The sequence below is a fragment of the Pseudomonas fluorescens genome, from assembly GCF_012974785.1.
GTDB lineage: Bacteria > Pseudomonadota > Gammaproteobacteria > Pseudomonadales > Pseudomonadaceae > Aquipseudomonas > Aquipseudomonas fluorescens_BT.
Window position 1 is genome coordinate 4,513,067 of record NZ_CP027561.1, and the last position, 16,637, is coordinate 4,529,703.

At 61.2% G+C, this 16,637-nt stretch carries 9 protein-coding genes; 5 read left to right on the forward strand and 4 right to left on the reverse strand.

The features are described from left to right. Positions 1 to 123 precede the first annotated feature (123 nt). Complete coding sequence (locus C6Y56_RS20345; RefSeq protein ID WP_169431393.1) at positions 124 to 1,518, forward strand: class II fumarate hydratase; 1,395 nt, start codon at positions 124 to 126, stop codon at positions 1,516 to 1,518. 122 nt (positions 1,519 to 1,640) lie between these two features. Here C6Y56_RS20345 and C6Y56_RS20350 read toward each other — a convergent pair whose 3' ends face one another. After that, the gene (locus tag C6Y56_RS20350; RefSeq protein ID WP_169431394.1) at positions 1,641 to 2,600 is read right to left on the reverse strand and encodes a DMT family transporter; all 960 of its coding nucleotides are present in this window, start codon (positions 2,598 to 2,600) and stop codon (positions 1,641 to 1,643) included. A gap of 209 nt (positions 2,601 to 2,809) precedes the next feature. Here C6Y56_RS20350 and C6Y56_RS20355 point away from each other — a divergent pair, with 209 nt between their 5' ends. Continuing rightward, positions 2,810 to 3,010, forward strand: coding sequence for a DUF6316 family protein (locus tag C6Y56_RS20355; protein ID WP_169431395.1), 201 nt, complete (start codon positions 2,810 to 2,812; stop codon positions 3,008 to 3,010). Here C6Y56_RS20355 and C6Y56_RS20360 read toward each other — a convergent pair. Next, the gene (locus tag C6Y56_RS20360) at positions 3,007 to 4,191 is read right to left on the reverse strand and encodes a thiolase family protein (protein ID WP_169431396.1); all 1,185 of its coding nucleotides are present in this window, start codon (positions 4,189 to 4,191) and stop codon (positions 3,007 to 3,009) included. The genes C6Y56_RS20355 and C6Y56_RS20360 overlap by 4 nt on opposite strands. Before the next feature lie 100 nt (positions 4,192 to 4,291). Then, positions 4,292 to 5,806, reverse strand: a complete 1,515-nt coding sequence (gene pap, locus C6Y56_RS20365; RefSeq protein WP_169431397.1) for a polyphosphate:AMP phosphotransferase — start codon at positions 5,804 to 5,806, stop codon at positions 4,292 to 4,294. Positions 5,807 to 5,979: 173 nt separating this feature from the next. Here pap and mnmC point away from each other — a divergent pair, with 173 nt between their 5' ends. Further along, positions 5,980 to 7,959: a bifunctional tRNA (5-methylaminomethyl-2-thiouridine)(34)-methyltransferase MnmD/FAD-dependent 5-carboxymethylaminomethyl-2-thiouridine(34) oxidoreductase MnmC gene (gene mnmC / locus C6Y56_RS20370; protein WP_169431398.1), complete on the forward strand. Its 1,980-nt coding sequence runs from the start codon at positions 5,980 to 5,982 to the stop codon at positions 7,957 to 7,959. A 6-nt stretch (positions 7,960 to 7,965) separates the two neighbouring features. Here the strand turns inward: mnmC and C6Y56_RS20375 are convergent, their stop codons facing one another. Further along, positions 7,966 to 12,801 carry an NEL-type E3 ubiquitin ligase domain-containing protein gene (locus tag C6Y56_RS20375; protein ID WP_169431399.1) on the reverse strand — a complete coding sequence of 1,612 codons (4,836 nt, stop codon included), beginning with the start codon at positions 12,799 to 12,801 and terminating at the stop codon, positions 7,966 to 7,968. A 296-nt stretch (positions 12,802 to 13,097) separates the two neighbouring features. On the opposite strand from C6Y56_RS20375, the gene C6Y56_RS20380 reads away from it, so the two are divergent. Together C6Y56_RS20380 and ngg are read left to right on the forward strand one after the other, a co-directional pair. Next, positions 13,098 to 14,870 carry an N-acetylglutaminylglutamine amidotransferase gene (locus tag C6Y56_RS20380; RefSeq protein WP_169431400.1) on the forward strand — a complete coding sequence of 591 codons (1,773 nt, stop codon included), beginning with the start codon at positions 13,098 to 13,100 and terminating at the stop codon, positions 14,868 to 14,870. A gap of 3 nt (positions 14,871 to 14,873) precedes the next feature. After that, positions 14,874 to 16,619, forward strand: coding sequence for an N-acetylglutaminylglutamine synthetase (gene ngg / locus C6Y56_RS20385; protein ID WP_169431401.1), 1,746 nt, complete (start codon positions 14,874 to 14,876; stop codon positions 16,617 to 16,619). The last annotated feature ends 18 nt before the right edge of the window (positions 16,620 to 16,637 follow it).

Consider the following 16,637-nt stretch of genomic DNA (forward strand, 5'->3'; position numbering starts at 1 on the left):
CTCAACCCCCGGCCCTTGCCGCGCTTGATTGGCGGGGATTTGCCGGTCAACAATCGGCCGGAGGGAACCACCCGGGCCGACACCGGCCTAAACTGCGCAAACAGACCAACAGGAGTGTGCACGATGAGCCGTATCGAAACCGACAGCCTGGGCCAGATCGAGGTCCCGGACGACGCTTACTGGGGCGCTCAGACGCAACGCTCGCTGATCAACTTCGCCATCGGCCAGGAACGCATGCCATTGCCGGTACTGCACGCCCTGGCCCTGATCAAGAAAGCCGCCGCCCGGGTCAACGACCGCAACGGCGACTTGCCGGCCGACATCGCCCGCCTGATCGAACAGGCCGCCGACGAAGTGCTCGACGGCCAGCACGACGACCAGTTTCCGCTGGTGGTCTGGCAGACCGGCAGCGGCACGCAAAGCAACATGAACGTCAATGAAGTGATTGCCGGTCGCGCCAACGAACTGGCCGGCAACCCACGCGGCGGCAAAACGCCCGTACACCCGAACGATCACGTCAACCGCTCGCAGAGCTCCAACGACTGCTTCCCCACTGCGATGAGCATCGCCACCGCGCAGGCTGTACAAACCCAACTGCTGCCGGCCATCGCCGAGCTGTCGGGGGGCCTGGCCGAGCTGTCGGCGCGGCACATGCAGCTGGTGAAGACCGGTCGCACCCACATGATGGACGCCACGCCGATCACCTTCGGCCAGGAACTCTCCGGTTTCATAGCGCAGCTGGATTACGCCGAACGGGCAATTCGCTCAGCGTTGCCGGCCGTGTGCGAACTGGCCCAGGGCGGTACAGCCGTCGGCACCGGGCTCAATTCGCCCCACGGTTTCGGCGAAGCGATTGCCGCCGAGCTGGCTGCACTTTCCGGTCTGCCGTTCGTCACCGCGCCGAACAAGTTCGCCGCCCTCGCCGGCCATGAACCACTGACCACCCTCTCCGGCGCCCTGAAAACCCTCGCCGTGGCACTGATGAAGATCGCCAATGACCTGCGTCTGCTGGGCTCCGGCCCTCGTGCAGGTTTTGCCGAAGTACGTCTGCCGGCCAACGAACCGGGCAGCTCGATCATGCCTGGCAAGGTCAACCCGACCCAGTGCGAGGCGCTGTCGATGCTCGCCTGTCAGGTGCTGGGCAACGACGTCGCGATCGGCTTTGCCGCCAGCCAGGGTCACCTGCAACTGAACGTGTTCAAACCGGTGATCATCCACAACCTGCTGCAATCGATTCGCCTGCTGGCCGATGGCTGCAGCAACTTCCAGCAGCACTGCATCGCCGGGCTTGAACCGGATGCCGAAGTCATGGCGAAACATCTGGAACGCGGCCTGATGCTGGTGACGGCGCTGAATCCGCACATCGGCTACGACAAATCGGCGGAAATCGCCAAGAAGGCCTACAGCGAAGGCAAGACTTTGCGCGAAGCGGCGCTGGAGCTGGGCTATCTGACCGATGAAGAATTCGATGCCTGGGTGCGGCCGGAGAACATGATCGAGGCCGGTGCAAAGGGCTGAAATCATCAGCGTCTGTAAGTCAGTCTTCGCGAGCAAGCCCGCTCCCACTTTTGACCGCAATCCCATGTGAGGAATGCGGTTAAAAGTGGGAGCGGGCTTGCTCGCGAGGAACGATGACTCGATTAACCTGCTGCCATGCGCATCCGCCGGGCCTTGAGTCCGGCAATCAGCGAAGGCCCCAGCGCTACCAGCGCCGACCCCAGCACCACCAGCACCGCCCCGCCATACCCCAGCAGATTGATTTGCTCGGCATGCACATATTCCGGCCACACCCCGGCTGCCACGGCCACCGCACCGAACGTCACCAACGGCGTGATCGCCAGCGTCGCACTGACCCGCGAAGCTTCCCAATGCGCAAGCGCCTCGGCAAACGCGCCGTAGGCGATCAGGGTGTTCATGCAGCACGCCAGCAGCAGCCAGCCCTGCAACGGGTTCAGCGACAGTGCTTCGAGCGGATGCACCCAAGGCGTCAGCAGCAAGGCGCAGAACAGGTAGATCACCATCATCACCTGCAGCGAATTCCACACCGTCAGCAATTGCTTCTGACCCAGTGCATAAAACGTCCAGACCGTCGACGCCAGCAGCACCAGCAACACGCCGGCGGTGTAGTCGGATAAAGACGTGAGCAATTCAGCCAGACGCTGATTGAAGAACAACGCAAAGCCGACCAACAGCACCGCCAGCCCAATGCCCTGGCCGATACTGAAGCGTTCCTTGAACACGAACAGGCTGGCGATCAGCAACATGATCGGCCCCATCTGCACCACCAGTTGCGCGGTGCCGGGGCTGAGCAGGTTCAGGCCCATCAGGTACAGCACGTAGTTGCCCACCAGCCCCAGCACCGCCATCAGCACCAGCCAGCCGCCCTTCGGCCCGAGCACCTTGCGGCTCGGCAATCGTTTGGTCGCCGCCAGATAAATGAACAGACAACCGCCGGACACCAGCAGGCGAAACCAGGTCACCGTGACCGGGTCCATCACCACCAGCACCTGCTTGAGCTTGATCGGCAGGATTCCCCACAGAAACGCCGTCAACAACGCCAGGAACATGCCGTACACCCAACGACCCGATGAAACGTGCATGAGAACCCCAAGCGCCAGAGACAGGAGCGCTCATTCTAGGCGCAGAGCCTCGGCCGACACAGGGACAGTTGCGCTCCAGCCGCAAATGAAACTGTGCAGGTCGCAGCATTAAATTGACGTGCTGCCGTTGATCGGCTGGCGAACCACTGCAAGTGGTTCAGGCATAAGCTCTTTGGACCCCATCCGCGCAGCGCTCAAGGAGATCGATCATGTTCGGAATGCGTGCCCAGGACACCGCCCCCGCCACGCACTTTCGCAGCGACCGGGTGTGCCGGGTCAACGGCGAACTGTTTTTCAGCACCCGTGAGAACACGCTCGAAGGGCCGTTCGACAGCCCCGAGAAAGCCGAGCAGGAAATCCGCGCGTACATCGCGCGGATGCAATGGATGGATGCCGGCAGTCAGGCCTAGCGCACTGCTTCAAACAAGCCGGTCGCGCCCATCCCGCCGCCTACGCACATGGTCACGATCCCGTAGCGCAGGTTGCGCCGCTGCAACTCGCGCACCAGATGCCCGACCTGCCGTGAACCGGTCATGCCGAACGGATGACCGATGGAAATCGAGCCGCCGTTGACGTTGTACTTCTCGTTATCGATTTCCAGCCGGTCACGGGCGTACAGGCACTGCGAGGCAAACGCTTCGTTCAACTCCCACAGGTCGATGTCCGCTACCTGCAAACCCTTGGCCTTGAGCAGCTTCGGCACCGAGAACACCGGACCGATGCCCATTTCGTCCGGCTCGCAACCGGCCACGGTGAAACCGCGGAAAAACGCCTTTGGCTTGAGCCCCAGTTGCAGGGCTTTTTCCAGGCTCATCACCAGCGTCATCGAGGCGCCGTCGGACAACTGCGACGAGTTGCCTGCGGTCACCGAACCGTCTTCGGCGAACACCGGTTTCAATCCGGCAAGGCTTTCATAGGTGGTGTCCGGGCGGTTGCAATCATCACGATCGACGACGCCGTCGAGGATCTGCACTTCACCACTGTGCTTGTCTTCGACCCGGTACTTCACCGCCATCGGCACGATCTCATCATTGAACAGGCCGGCTGCCTGCGCCTGAGCGGTGCGGATCTGACTTTGCAGCGAGTAGCGATCCTGAGCCTCGCGGCTGACGCCATAACGGCGCGCCACCACCTCGGCGGTCTGGCCCATGGTGTAGTAGATGCCCGGGGTCTGCTGCTTGAGCAACGGGTTGATCAGGTGATCGGTGTTGACGCTTTTGAGGGTCAGGCTGATCGACTCGACACCGCCGGCGACAATGATGTCGCTGCAACCCGAGGCGATCTGGTTGGCGGCAATCGCAATCGCCTGCAAACCCGAAGAGCAGAAACGGTTGAGGGTCATGCCCGCCGTGCCGGTGCCCAGTTGCGAGAGCACCGCCACGTTGCGCCCGATGTTGTAGCCCTGGGCGCCTTCGTTGGAGCCGGCACCGACGATGCAGTCCTCGACGCTGGCGGGATCGACGTCGTTGCGCGACAGCAAGGCGTTGACACAATGAGCCGCCATGTCATCGGGGCGGGTCTGGTTGAACTTGCCGCGAAAGGACTTCGCCAGGCCGGTCCGTACACTGTCGACGATCACCACTTCACGCATGGCATACCTCATTGTTGTAGTCGGTTGAGAGTGAACCGAGCATAAGTCCCCCCCTCACCGACCGCGACAATCATTCACCTCGCGTATGCGTGCCCATCGGTCAGTCCTTGTGCTTCTTTTCCTTCTTGTCGGATTTCTCGAAGGCTTCTTCCAGCGCCCGGTTGATCGTGCGCAGCACCTTGACCCGGGCCCAGCGCTTGTCGTTGGCCTCGACCAGTGTCCACGGTGAAATTTCGGTACTGGTGCGGTCGACCATGTCGCCCACCGCCGCACGATAGGCGTCCCACTTGTCGCGGTTGCGCCAGTCGTCCTCGGTGATCTTGAAACGCTTGAAGGGGATTTCCTCACGGGCCTGGAAACGCTCCATCTGCGTATCCTTGTCGATGGCCAGCCAGAACTTGACCACGATCACCCCGGCATCGGCCAGTTGCTCTTCGAAGTCGTTGATTTCGCCGTAGGCACGCATCCAGTCCGCCGTGCTGCAAAAGCCTTCGATCCGCTCCACCAGCACCCGGCCGTACCACGAACGGTCGAACACGGTGAACTTGCCCCGGGCCGGAATGTGTCGCCAGAAACGCCACAGGTACGGCTGCGCCCGTTCCTCTTCGGTCGGCGCGGCAATCGGCACGATGTTGTACTGACGTGGATCGAGCGCCGCCGCGACCCGCCGGATCGCCCCGCCCTTGCCCGCCGCATCGTTGCCTTCGAAGACCGCCACCAACGCATGACGGCGCATGCGCTTGTCACGCATCAACCCGGACAGTCGCGCCTGCTCGGTGATCAGTTGCTCTTCGTAATCCTTCTTGTCCAGGTTCTGGCTCAGGTTGAGGCTGTCGAGCAGGTTCAACTGATCCACCGATGTGCCCAGCGGCTGGGCACTGACAGCGTTCGAATGCACGTCCGGACGTTTCAGCGCATTTTGCAGGCCTTCGAGCAGGAGCTTGCCCACCGTCAGGCTACGGTAATGCACGTCCACCCCTTCGATGACATGCCAGGGTGCGTAGTCGCGACTGGTGCGACGCAGAACCCTCTCGCCATACTTGACGAACTTGTCGTAGGTCTCCGATTGCTGCCAGTCCAGCGGACTGATCCGCCAACTGTGCAACGGATCATCGGCGAGTGCCTTGAGCCGCGCCTTCATCTGCTTCTTGGACAGATGGAACCAGAACTTGAAGATCAGCGCGCCTTCATCGCACAGCATTTTTTCCAGGCGCTCGGCGCCGGCAATGGCCTGGTCCAGTCGTGGGTCCTTGAACAACCCGTGCACCCTGCCCTGCAGCATCTGGCTGTACCAGTTGCCGAAGAAGACCCCCATGCGCCCCTTGGCCGGCAGCATCCGCCAGTAACGCCAGGCCGGTGGCCGTGCCAGTTCTTCGTCGGTCTGCTGGTCGAAGGTACGCACTTCGATCAGGCGCGGGTCCATCCATTCGTTGAGCAACTTCACCGTCTCGCCCTTGCCGGCGCCTTCGATGCCGTTGATCAGAATGATCACCGGGAAACGCTTCTGCTGCTGCAACTCGAACTGGGCTTCAAGCAAGGCTTCACGCAGGGCGGGAACGGCGGCTTCGTAGGTGTCTTTGTCGATGGCGTGACCGATTTCAGCGGATTCGAACATAGGGACGGCTCCTTCCAGGATTCAGCAAGACTAGCGGATTGGGCATGGGGGCGGCACAGAAATTCCCGCTGGCGGCGGATTGTCCATGAGTCGTGCGCAACCAGGCTTGCCATGGATCAAGCGGCGCCCGCGTGATCGGCTAGAATGGCCGCCTTGTCGTTGCCGAGCCTGCCATGAAACCTGTAATGCCCCACGCCCAACTCGACTGGGATGACCAGGGACGCCCGCGTTCGCGAGTGTTCGACGATGTGTATTTTTCCGATCAGTCGGGGCTGGATGAAACCCGCTACGTGTTCCTCGAACAGAACCGTCTGGCCGAGCGCTTTGCCGCGCTGCCGTCGGGTGGGCGACTGGTGATCGGCGAAACCGGCTTCGGCACCGGGCTGAATTTTCTCTGCGCCTGGCAGTGGTTCGAACAGCACGCGGTGGCCGGTGCGCGACTGCATTTTGTCAGCGTCGAAAAATTTCCGTTGAGCCCTGCCGACCTGCAACGGGCGCTGGCGTTGTGGCCCGACCTGAAGCAATTCTCCGATCAGTTGCTCAAGCATTACGTGGCAATCCATCAGGGATTTCAGCGCATTGTTCTGGACAACGGTCGAGTCACCCTGACGCTGTTGATCGGTGATGCGCTGGAGCAGTTGCCGCAACTCGACGCACAGATCGACGCCTGGTTTCTCGACGGTTTTGCTCCGGCGAAAAATCCCGAAATGTGGACCGCCGAACTGTTCGCCGAACTGGCGCGGCTGGCGGCGCCCGGTTCGACCATCAGCACGTTTACCAGCACCGGCTGGGTACGGCGCCTGCTCAACGCTGCCGGCTTCAAGATGAAGCGCACGCCGGGCATTGGACACAAATGGGAAATCCTGCGCGGCGAATTTCTCGGCTGGCCCGAGGGCGTTGCACCTCCCGCCGTTGAAAAACCGTGGTTCGCCCGCCCGGCTCCCGTCACCGGAGAGCGACGGGCGCTGGTGATCGGTGCCGGTCTGGCCGGCTGTGCCACGGCGGCCAGCCTCGCGGCGCGGGGCTGGCAGGTCAGTCTGCTGGAACGGCATGACGCGGTTGCACAGGAAGCATCGGGTAACCCACAAGGCGTGCTGTATCTGAAACTGTCCGCCCACGGCACGGCACTGTCGCAGTTGATCGTCAGCGGTTTCGGCTACACCCGACGCCTGCTCGAAAACCTGCAACGCGGCACCGACTGGGATGACTGCGGGGTGCTGCAACTGGCGTTCAATGAAAAGGAACGCGAACGTCAGGCGCAACTGGCAGCCGCGTTCCCCGAAGACCTTGTGCAATGGCTCGATCAACCCGAGGCACAGGCCCGCGCCGGGGTCGGTCTGGAACACGGTGGTTTGTATTATCCCGAGGGCGGCTGGGTGCATCCGCCGGCGTTGTGTCAGGCGCAATCGGCACAACCGGGCGTCACGCTGCTGACTCATCAGCAGGCCCTTGAACTGCGCAAGGCCGACGGTCAGTGGCACGCCTTCGACGGGGAACGGTTGATCGCAACAGCACCCGTCGTGGTGCTGGCCGGTGCCGCTGAAATCAAACGTTTTGCCCAGAGCGCCGACCTGCCCCTCAAGCGCATTCGCGGGCAGATCACCCGCCTGGCGCAGACCACACAAAGCCAGGCGCTGACCACCGTCGTGTGCGCCGAAGGTTACGTCGCACCGGCACGGCTGGGAGAGCACACCCTCGGTGCCAGTTTCGATTTCAACAGCGACGACCTGACCCCGACCACCGCCGAACACCTGGGCAATCTGGCGATGCTCGAAGAGATCTCCACGGATCTGGTCGCACGCCTGCACATCAGTGAACTCGACGCCGACAGCCTTCAGGGCCGCGCAGCCTTCCGTTGTACCAGCCCCGACTACCTGCCGATCGTCGGCCCGCTCGCCGATCGCGAAGCCTTCACCGAGGCCTATCGCGCCTTGAGCAAGGATGCCCGACAGGTGCCGGACATGCCCTGCCCCTGGCTGGACGGTCTGTACGTCAACAGTGGCCACGGTTCCCGGGGGCTGATCACGGCACCACTGTCCGGTGAGCTGCTGGCAGCCTGGCTGGAAAACGAACCGCTGCCCCTGCCCAGAGGTGTCGCAGAGGCGTGTCATCCGAACCGGTTTGCCTTGCGGCGGCTGATCCGGGGCAAATGATAATGCTCAGCCACCGGACAGCAGGCAGATATTGCCCTCCACCCGCCGCAGCACCTGCTCGGTCAATTGCTCGAGCAAGGCGCTTTCCGTTTGCTCCTGCCGGGCGGCACACAGGTTCATTTCGCTCAGATAGTCGGCTGAGCTGAGTTCTTCAGCTTTCTCGAATAACGCCAGGGCTTGCTCCTGATGAAGTGCGCGGGCATCGTCGAACTGCCGGGCAAAACTGCTTTTCACGTATTCGACCCAGAAGGGCTGGCGAACCAGAAACGCCAGCCACTCGGGAGACAGTTCTGCCGTCTGGATTCGATTGATGGCCTCCACCAGATCCGCCCCTGTCACCTTCGCGAGTGAGGCGTAACGCATGTGCGAAGGTTGTCCGGGCAATTCGAGTGCCTGCGCCAGACCCGAGCGGTAGGCAAGAGTCACTTCCAGCGGGTCAGGTGCCGCTTGGGCCTGCGCGTGTTGCGCGGCGATCCGGTCAATCTGCTCAAGCCGGAACAGGCCCCTCGCCAGTTTCAGCAGCGCCTTCGTCGAAGGGCGTTGCCCCTTGCTGGCACGTGTCACATGGTGGACCTGCACTGCAACTTCCAGGTGGCTGAAGTTCAACGCCGCATTGTCCGTGCAATTGATCGGGTTGGCCGCCAGATCGAAAATCTGCTCCCGCAGTTCGGCATCGCTCTGCGTCGCGTCCAGAACCGTCCAGACCCGCCGGTACATATCCTCGCGCACATTGGCGGACTCGGCGGAATTGCCCAGCTCCGCCAGCAGAGCGAACAGACCTTCGGCCCTCGGATCATCCTTGATCGCGTTCCACATCTGCAGATGCCGGGAGCCCTCTTCTCCTCCCGTCTCGGTCAACCAGATCGAACGCGCCTGGTTTTCGTCCAGTCGCGCGATATCGTTATCCAGATAACCCATACCGATTCCGACCGCCCTGCGGTAGTCATAAAGATAAGTTCTGCTGACATCGGAAATCGGGTTATGGCGCAAATTGATCGTTTCACTGAAGCATCGGGGCGTTTCAAACAGCCAGGCAGGCAGATCACGGATTTCGTTGTCCCGCAGATCCACCCGATCCAGATTGGGCAGCAATTGCAGACCCTTCGGAAACTCGGTGGCGCGGGTATTACGCAAGGAGAGGTACGTCAAATCGAACAGATTACCGACATCCACCGTAGCGCCGAGGAAGTTCCCGCTGAGATTCAGGCTTTGCAGGGTGCGTAACCTGGCTAACGTCACCAGCGAGTGCTCGGTCAGCTGAATCCTGTTGTCGGCCAGGCTCAGCCGCTTGAGATTCGGCATATGCGAAATGATCTCGGGCAATCGGGTGATTTGATTGCGATCCAGCTCGAGGGACTCGATTTTCGTGAAGGCTTTGAGGAAATAAACGGCATCGTTGTCCAGCAACATGTCCTGCATGGACAATTGCCTGACATGGTCAAACGTCAAACCCACCGGCAAGGTCGGAAATTTACCGAAGCGCATGCCATCGAGCTTCAGACCGTAGACAAGTCGCCCGGCCTCATCGGGCAGGAAGATCAAACGTCGAAAACAGTCCTCGATTTCGAACGCCACGATTTGCCGGCACTCGTGTATTTCATTCAGATCACCGCCCAGGGCCTTCATGGCAGCTTCATCCTCGACCCAGGTATCCATCACTTCCCGCAGCCGGCTCAAGTCCTCTCGCAACTGCCGGACCCTGATCGCCCTGGACAGATGATCACTCCCCGACTGATCCAGAAACTCATTGGCTTGCACGTCGGAAAACAAGGGGTAAAGCTTTTTCACCTGACGCAATAAACGACGCGAATGCGTTTTCGAACCGACGGGGGAGTCGGCAGACATACACACAGGTTCGGCGATCGCCGCTTGCAACTTCCCCCCCGCCAACACCCGAGCGCACCCCTCGCGCTCATCCAGGGCGCCTTCCAGCAGCATACTGCGCAGGCGTGCGCCATCTTCCGGCTTCGGCTGCGCAAATCCGATGGCCTTGCGCTGCTCCTTTGACAGCCCTTTGAGAATCGCGTGATAAAGGTCTTCCGGGCCGGACACGACTTTGCCGAGCGACTTCCTGTCACGGCCAAACACTTCGTAGCCATTGTCGAGTTCGACCAACGTACATGAACTTGAAATAACGAGCGGTTTCTCGCCCAACGTTTCCAGCACATCACCGTTCAGTGTTTTCGCCCGCAGTTCCAGATAGAACTCAGGATCCCAGCCACCTAGCCGGGGTAACAACCGTATCGCCAGTGTCCTGGTATCGGCACTGGCGATATCCGCCAGGTAAAAACCTGCCAATGCCCGATCCACACGCACATCGCTCAAGGCCTGACGGGCCCTCTGTGCCAACCCCATGGGCACTCGCCCGGTCCTGCGCAAACGTGTCCGTTCGACGCTTGGCGTACGCCTGAGCAGCTCCCGAGCATACCTCCTCGGCAAACCGGGAAAAGCGCTGCGCAGCCTGACCGACTCACCGAAGACGCCGCGGTCGAATTGGTGGTAAAGGTGATCGAAGACCGACCTGCAATCGGCCTTGACCGCAGCCCCGATCACTTTCGCCAGCTGCACGCTGGCATCAGCCGGGGCAACGTTCGCCCCCACAAGTGCCTCGACCTCCCAGGGGTACATGCCGTCCAGAACAGTTTGCAGCAGCTCTCCTTTTTCCAGTTGCTCATGACTCACGATAATGCTCACCGTGTCATCGTCAATCGATGCAGGAGGATAGGTCGCGGTGATACGGTCGCTTTCATCCACGACCTTGATGTAGCGATCGGCCGGCCAGTTCGCGAGTTCGGGCAACACGTGCAACTGCTCCTGGACATGACGGGCGTCGGTCGCCTCGCCACGCTCCATGGCGCGAACGAAATCACGCAATCTGCGTTCGATTCCAAATCGCTCGATCATGTCGCGCAACCGTGGGGGCAACGACAGATTGTCATCACTCAGACGATGCAATTCGTCGAATCGAGTGTCGGTCAATCGCCGGATCATCTCCAGGCGACTGTCCTCGAACCTGCCCAGATTCGGGTCTATGCGTCTGAGGGTGTAGGCGCCGTTCCACTGCTCGCTCGCCTCCCCGGGGTGACGCCAGCCACCATGCCGGTGGGGCTTGAGTGGCGGAGCGTAGGCATCCGGACGGACAGGATGCCGGATACGCCAGGTGTCGGAAGCCGGCTCCAGCACCACTTCATAGAAATGGTGGTCAATACGGGCAAAGAACCTGCCTTCCCCCCGGTACAAACCCGTCACCTCGGGATCGGGATCGGCCCCCACTGGCAAAGGCTGTTCATAACCGTCCAACTGTGGCTTCCACAAGCGTGGCTGCCCCTTATTGTCCAGAATGGCCGTGAATGCGTGGAAAAAATCAGGATGTTTTCGAATCGTTCTGATCGCCAGGGATTTCAGGCCTTTGACGCCGGCCCCCACGACGGCCATCAGGACAATGTTCTCAGCGACGCTGAGCAGGTGTGAAAACGCTTCCTGACGATCTCCCTGGCTCCAGTCCTCGATCCCTTCATATATCTCTGCGAGCATCTGTCCGATGGCGACCCCCATCATCAACTGCCCCAACACCGGTACGACAAATCCCGCTGCGTTAGCGACCGTCATACCGGTTTCCAGGTAATGCAGCAGACGCGTCCTGCGCGCCTCCTCATCGACATCCTCGGTCGGCACGGCGAGCACACGGGCATCGAGTTGCAGCTTGCCGACATGACTCTTGAACATGAAGTCGAACAGCGGACCGGGCATTTCCAATTGTCTGACGCGCCCCAGGCTGCCGGTATCGGCGAAGGTCTTGAAAAAGTCGATCTTGTCGCCTTCGCCGATGCAGTGAGTGAAATAGCTTTTGTAGCTGTCCACCCCCAACTTGAATTCAAGATACGTCGTGAACGCCGTGAAACTGGCGTACTCGTACAGGGGTTGATCAGGCTCTCCCGGCATGTACACCAGGCACCATTGATCCGGGTCCGACTCGACCGAACGTTCGGAGAACACCACAACCCCCCAGATACAACTCTCGAGCAATTCGATCCCTTGCATGATCAACGGCCGCCCCTGAAACCGCAGGCTTTGGGTGTCGACAACGCCACCGGCATCAATCAAGCGCTGAACCGTCTGAAAACCCTCCTGAGAGACGTGCTCCCTCACCAGCGCCAGAAGCAGGTCCAGTTGCAGCAGGTGTTTTTTCATGGTGGTGATGTCGAGAACCAGAGGACCGGTGGCTGTCCGGTTTCCATCCACCGTCTTGACACCGAACACCTGCTGGAAATGTTGCTGATACTGCTGCCCCAGGTTCAGCTCACGACAAAAAGCAGCGAACGCTGTGGGCGTCAGACCGGGAACCCCCTCCGGCATGCTGGTTATCCGAACCACACTTCCCTCGGGGAAGTAATCGGGCTGTGCCTCGTCCTCCGTGAAGTTCTGCATGGCAGCCTCGAGCAACGTCGGAGTGGCGAACGGAATAACCGCCGGGCCGCCCCCCGGCGGGACCACAGGCTCACATCCACAATAGCTCCCGGGCAATTGCAGGTGGTCTTTCTCGACATCGAACACTGCGGACCATCGGGCGCTCAGCGTGCGGTTCAACAGATCAATGCAAAAATTGTTCAAAGGTTGCAGCCGGCCAAGATGTGTCTCGACTGTCGACTGAATGGCTTGCAGATCACGCGCAGCCTTGTCCAGCGCTGCCAGTGTGTCGGCAGTGGCGTTGAGCAGCGCCGCAGGCAGGTTCTTCTGCAAGGCCTGGGCCGTGTCCAGATCGCCTGTGGCTTCCAGCAAAAAGCTCAGTTTCTGTTCTTCCGAGAGGGTGACCGGTGTCACGGATAGCGGTGGAGTGGACATGGGCAATATTCCTTTATTGCTGTGCAGTCCTCCCACCCTAGCGATCCCGAAAGCGAATAAAAAACACGAATAACTGCCCGTTCGGGCCCGCAAACCAGCAGTAATCCGCATGTTTCGAATACATATTTACCACCCGCGGCATCCTCCGGGATGCTAAAGGCCCATCGGTCAGCTCAGCCCACTTATAACTGATCGTTCTAAAACTCCCACATCCGAGCCGGGTCAGTTTCTGGGTACCGTCCATTTCGGCGCGGTTCAGAAATGCCCTCCCCAACGGAAAAACCGGTAAGGACTTTATGTGCGGATTAGCTGGCGAGTTACGTTTTGATCAACAACCTGCAGACCTTGCAGCCATCGAGCGAATCACCCATCACCTGGCGCCTCGCGGCCCCGACGCCTGGGGCTTTCACGCTCAGGGGCCGATTGCCCTGGGCCATCGACGCCTGAAAATCATGGACCTGTCGGACGGCTCGGCGCAGCCGATGATCGACAGTCGACTGGGCCTGTCCCTGGCCTTCAATGGCGCGATCTACAACTTCCCGGAACTGCGCGCCGAACTTGAAGCGCTCGGTTATGCGTTCTACTCCGGCGGCGACACCGAAGTGCTGCTCAAGGGTTATCACGCCTGGGGCGAAGCGCTGCTGCCGAAACTCAACGGCATGTTTGCCTTCGCCATCTGGGAGCGCGATGCCCAGCGCCTGTTCATCGCCCGCGACCGCCTCGGCGTCAAACCGCTGTACCTGTCGCGCACCGGCCAGCGCCTGCGCTTCGCCTCGGCCCTGCCGGCGTTGCTCAAGGGCGGCGATATCAACCCGATCCTCGATCCGGTGGCGCTCAACCATTACCTGAATTTCCACGCCGTGGTGCCTGCGCCGCGCACCTTGCTGGCAGGCATCGAAAAGCTGCCGCCGGCGAGCTGGATGCGGATTGAGGCAGACGGCACCACTGAGCAGAAAACCTGGTGGACGCTGCCCTACGGCCCACGCGAAGACGAGAAAAACCTGACTTTGGAAGACTGGCGCGACCGCGTGCTCGACAGCACCCGTGAGGCGGTAGCGATCCGCCAACGGGCGGCGGTGGATGTCGGCGTGCTGCTTTCCGGCGGCGTCGATTCAAGCATGCTCGTTGGCCTGCTGCGCGAAGTGGGCGTGGAGAACCTGTCGACCTTTTCCATCGGTTTCCAGGATGCCGGCGGTGAACGCGGCGACGAGTTTCAGTACTCCGATCTGATCGCCCAACACTACGGCACCCATCACCACCAACTGCGCATCGACGAAAGAGAAATCATCGAGCAACTGCCCGCCGCGTTCCGCGCCATGAGCGAGCCGATGGTCAGCCACGACTGCATCGCCTTCTATCTGCTGTCTCGAGAAGTGGCCAAGCATTGCAAGGTTGTACAGAGCGGCCAGGGCGCCGACGAGTTGTTCGCCGGTTATCACTGGTATCCGCAAGTGGACGGCGCGGCCGATCCGTATGCGGCCTATCGCGAGGCGTTTTTCGACCGCAGCTACGACGACTATGCGGCCACGGTGCAGCCGAAATGGCTGACCGCCAATGACGCTGCCGGCGACTTCGTGAAGGAGCATTTCGCACAACCCGGCGCCGATGCCGCAGTCGACAAGGCCCTGCGTCTGGACAGCACGGTGATGCTGGTGGACGACCCGGTCAAACGCGTCGACAACATGACCATGGCCTGGGGCCTGGAGGCGCGCACGCCGTTTCTCGACTATCGCCTGGTGGAATTGTCGGCCCGTATTCCCGGCAAATTCAAACTCCCCGACGGCGGCAAGCAGGTCTTGAAAGAAGCCGCGCGACGGGTCATCCCAAGTGAAGTGATCGACCGCAAAAAAGGTTACTTCCCGGTGCCGGGCCTCAAACATTTGCAAGGCGACACCCTGAACTGGGTGCGCGAACTGCTGCTGGATCCGAGTCAGGATCGCGGCCTGTTCAACCCCGCCATGCTCGACAAGCTGCTGACTGATCCACAAAGCCAGTTGACCCCGCTGCGCGGCTCCAAGCTGTGGCAACTGGCGGCTTTGAACCTGTGGCTCAGCGAACAAGGAATCTGATTGATGAAACCTCACGCCACGGCTTACAGCCAACGGCTGCTGCGCGGTCAGACACCCTCCTACGAACGATTGCAGGCGCGCCTGGCCGAAGATGGCAATCAACCGAGCGCCGAGCCGATTGCCGTGCATTGCGGCTGGGGCCGGTTGCTGATCGGCCACACCTTTCCCGACCCGGCGAGCCTCGCCCGGGAATTGCTCAACGAGCATCCGGGTGAGCGCGATATCGCGTTGTACGTGGCTGCGCCACAGCAGGTTCTCGGCCTGGAACCGACTCAACTGTTTCTCGATCCGTCCGATACCTTGCGCCTATGGTTCAGCGATTACCGTCAGGCAACGCGGGTGTTTCGCGGTTTCCGCATCCGTCGTGCGCAAAGCGAAGAGGACTGGCAGTCGATCAATCAGCTGTATCAGGCACGCGGCATGTTGCCGATCGACGCCTCCCTGCTCACTCCGCATCATCAGGGCGGCCCGGTGTACTGGCTGGCGGAAGACGACGACAGTGGCGCGGTGATCGGCAGCGTCATGGGCCTCAATCACCAGAAGGCTTACAACGACCCGGAAAACGGCAGCAGCCTGTGGTGCCTGGCAGTCGATCCGCAGTGCTCGCGTCCCGGGGTCGGTGAAGTGCTGGTGCGCCATCTGATCGAGCATTTCATGAGTCGGGGTCTGAGCTACCTCGATCTGTCGGTGCTGCATGACAACCGGCAGGCGAAAAACCTCTACGCCAAACTCGGTTTTCGCAACCTGCCGACGTTTGCCATCAAGCGCAAGAACGGCATCAACCAGCCGCTGTTCCTCGGCCCGGGGCCGGAGGCGCAATTCAACCCTTATGCGCGGATCATCGTCGAGGAAGCCCATCGGCGCGGCATCGATGTGCAAGTGGATGACGCCGATGCCGGGCTGTTCACCCTCAGTCATGGCGGGCGCCGGGTGCGTTGCCGCGAATCCCTGAGCGACCTGACCAGCGCCATCAGCATGAACCTGTGCCAGGACAAAAGCCTGACCCACAAAGTGTTGAAAGCCGCCGGGTTGAATGTGCCGTCGCAGCAGTTGGCAGGGAACGCGGACGACAACCTGGCCTTCCTCGATGAACACCAGCGAGTGGTGGTCAAACCGCTGGATGGCGAACAGGGCCAAGGCGTGGCGGTGGATCTGCAGACCATCGAGGACGTGCAGCAAGCCATCGAAGCAGCCAGGCAGTTCGACACTCGCGTGCTGCTCGAGAGCTTCCACGAAGGCTTCGACCTGCGGATTCTGGTGATCGGTTTCGAGGTCGTGGCCGCAGCGATCCGCCGGCCGGCGGAAGTGGTCGGCGACGGCCATCATTCCATCGGCGCGCTGATCGAAGCGCAGAGTCGGCGACGGCAAGCGGCCACCAGTGGCGAAAGCAAGATCCCGCTGGATCATGAAACCCAGCGCACTCTGCACGCGGCCGGTTACGACTACAGCAGCATTCTGCCGGCGGGTGAGCATCTGTTCGTGCGACGCACGGCGAACCTCCACACCGGTGGCACGCTGGAAGACGTCACCGCGATCCTGCACCCGACCCTGGCCGACGCTGCCGTGCGTGCGGCCCGGGCACTGGAAATCCCCATGGTCGGACTCGACCTGATGGTACCGGCGGCAGATCAACCGGCTTACGTGTTCATCGAAGCCAACGAGCGGGCGGGTCTTGCCAACCATGAGCCTCAACCGACGGCCGAGCGCTTTGTCGATCTGTTGTTTCCGCACAGTCAGCCGGCCGCTTGATCCCTCTTCAGCGTCATT

Bases quoted from the DNA above. Each gene is read 5' to 3' on its own strand.
- C6Y56_RS20350 (WP_169431394.1), bottom strand. From the start codon at position 2,600: ATGCACGTTTCATCGGGTCGTTGGGTGTACGGCATGTTCCTGGCGTTG.
- mnmC (WP_169431398.1), top strand. From the start codon at position 5,980: ATGAAACCTGTAATGCCCCACGCCCAACTCGACTGGGATGACCAGGGA.
- C6Y56_RS20380 (WP_169431400.1), top strand. From the start codon at position 13,098: ATGTGCGGATTAGCTGGCGAGTTACGTTTTGATCAACAACCTGCAGAC.
- C6Y56_RS20360 (WP_169431396.1), bottom strand. From the start codon at position 4,191: ATGCGTGAAGTGGTGATCGTCGACAGTGTACGGACCGGCCTGGCGAAG.
- C6Y56_RS20355 (WP_169431395.1), top strand. From the start codon at position 2,810: ATGTTCGGAATGCGTGCCCAGGACACCGCCCCCGCCACGCACTTTCGC.
- ngg (WP_169431401.1), top strand. From the start codon at position 14,874: ATGAAACCTCACGCCACGGCTTACAGCCAACGGCTGCTGCGCGGTCAG.
- C6Y56_RS20375 (WP_169431399.1), bottom strand. From the start codon at position 12,801: ATGTCCACTCCACCGCTATCCGTGACACCGGTCACCCTCTCGGAAGAA.
- pap (WP_169431397.1), bottom strand. From the start codon at position 5,806: ATGTTCGAATCCGCTGAAATCGGTCACGCCATCGACAAAGACACCTAC.
- C6Y56_RS20345 (WP_169431393.1), top strand. From the start codon at position 124: ATGAGCCGTATCGAAACCGACAGCCTGGGCCAGATCGAGGTCCCGGAC.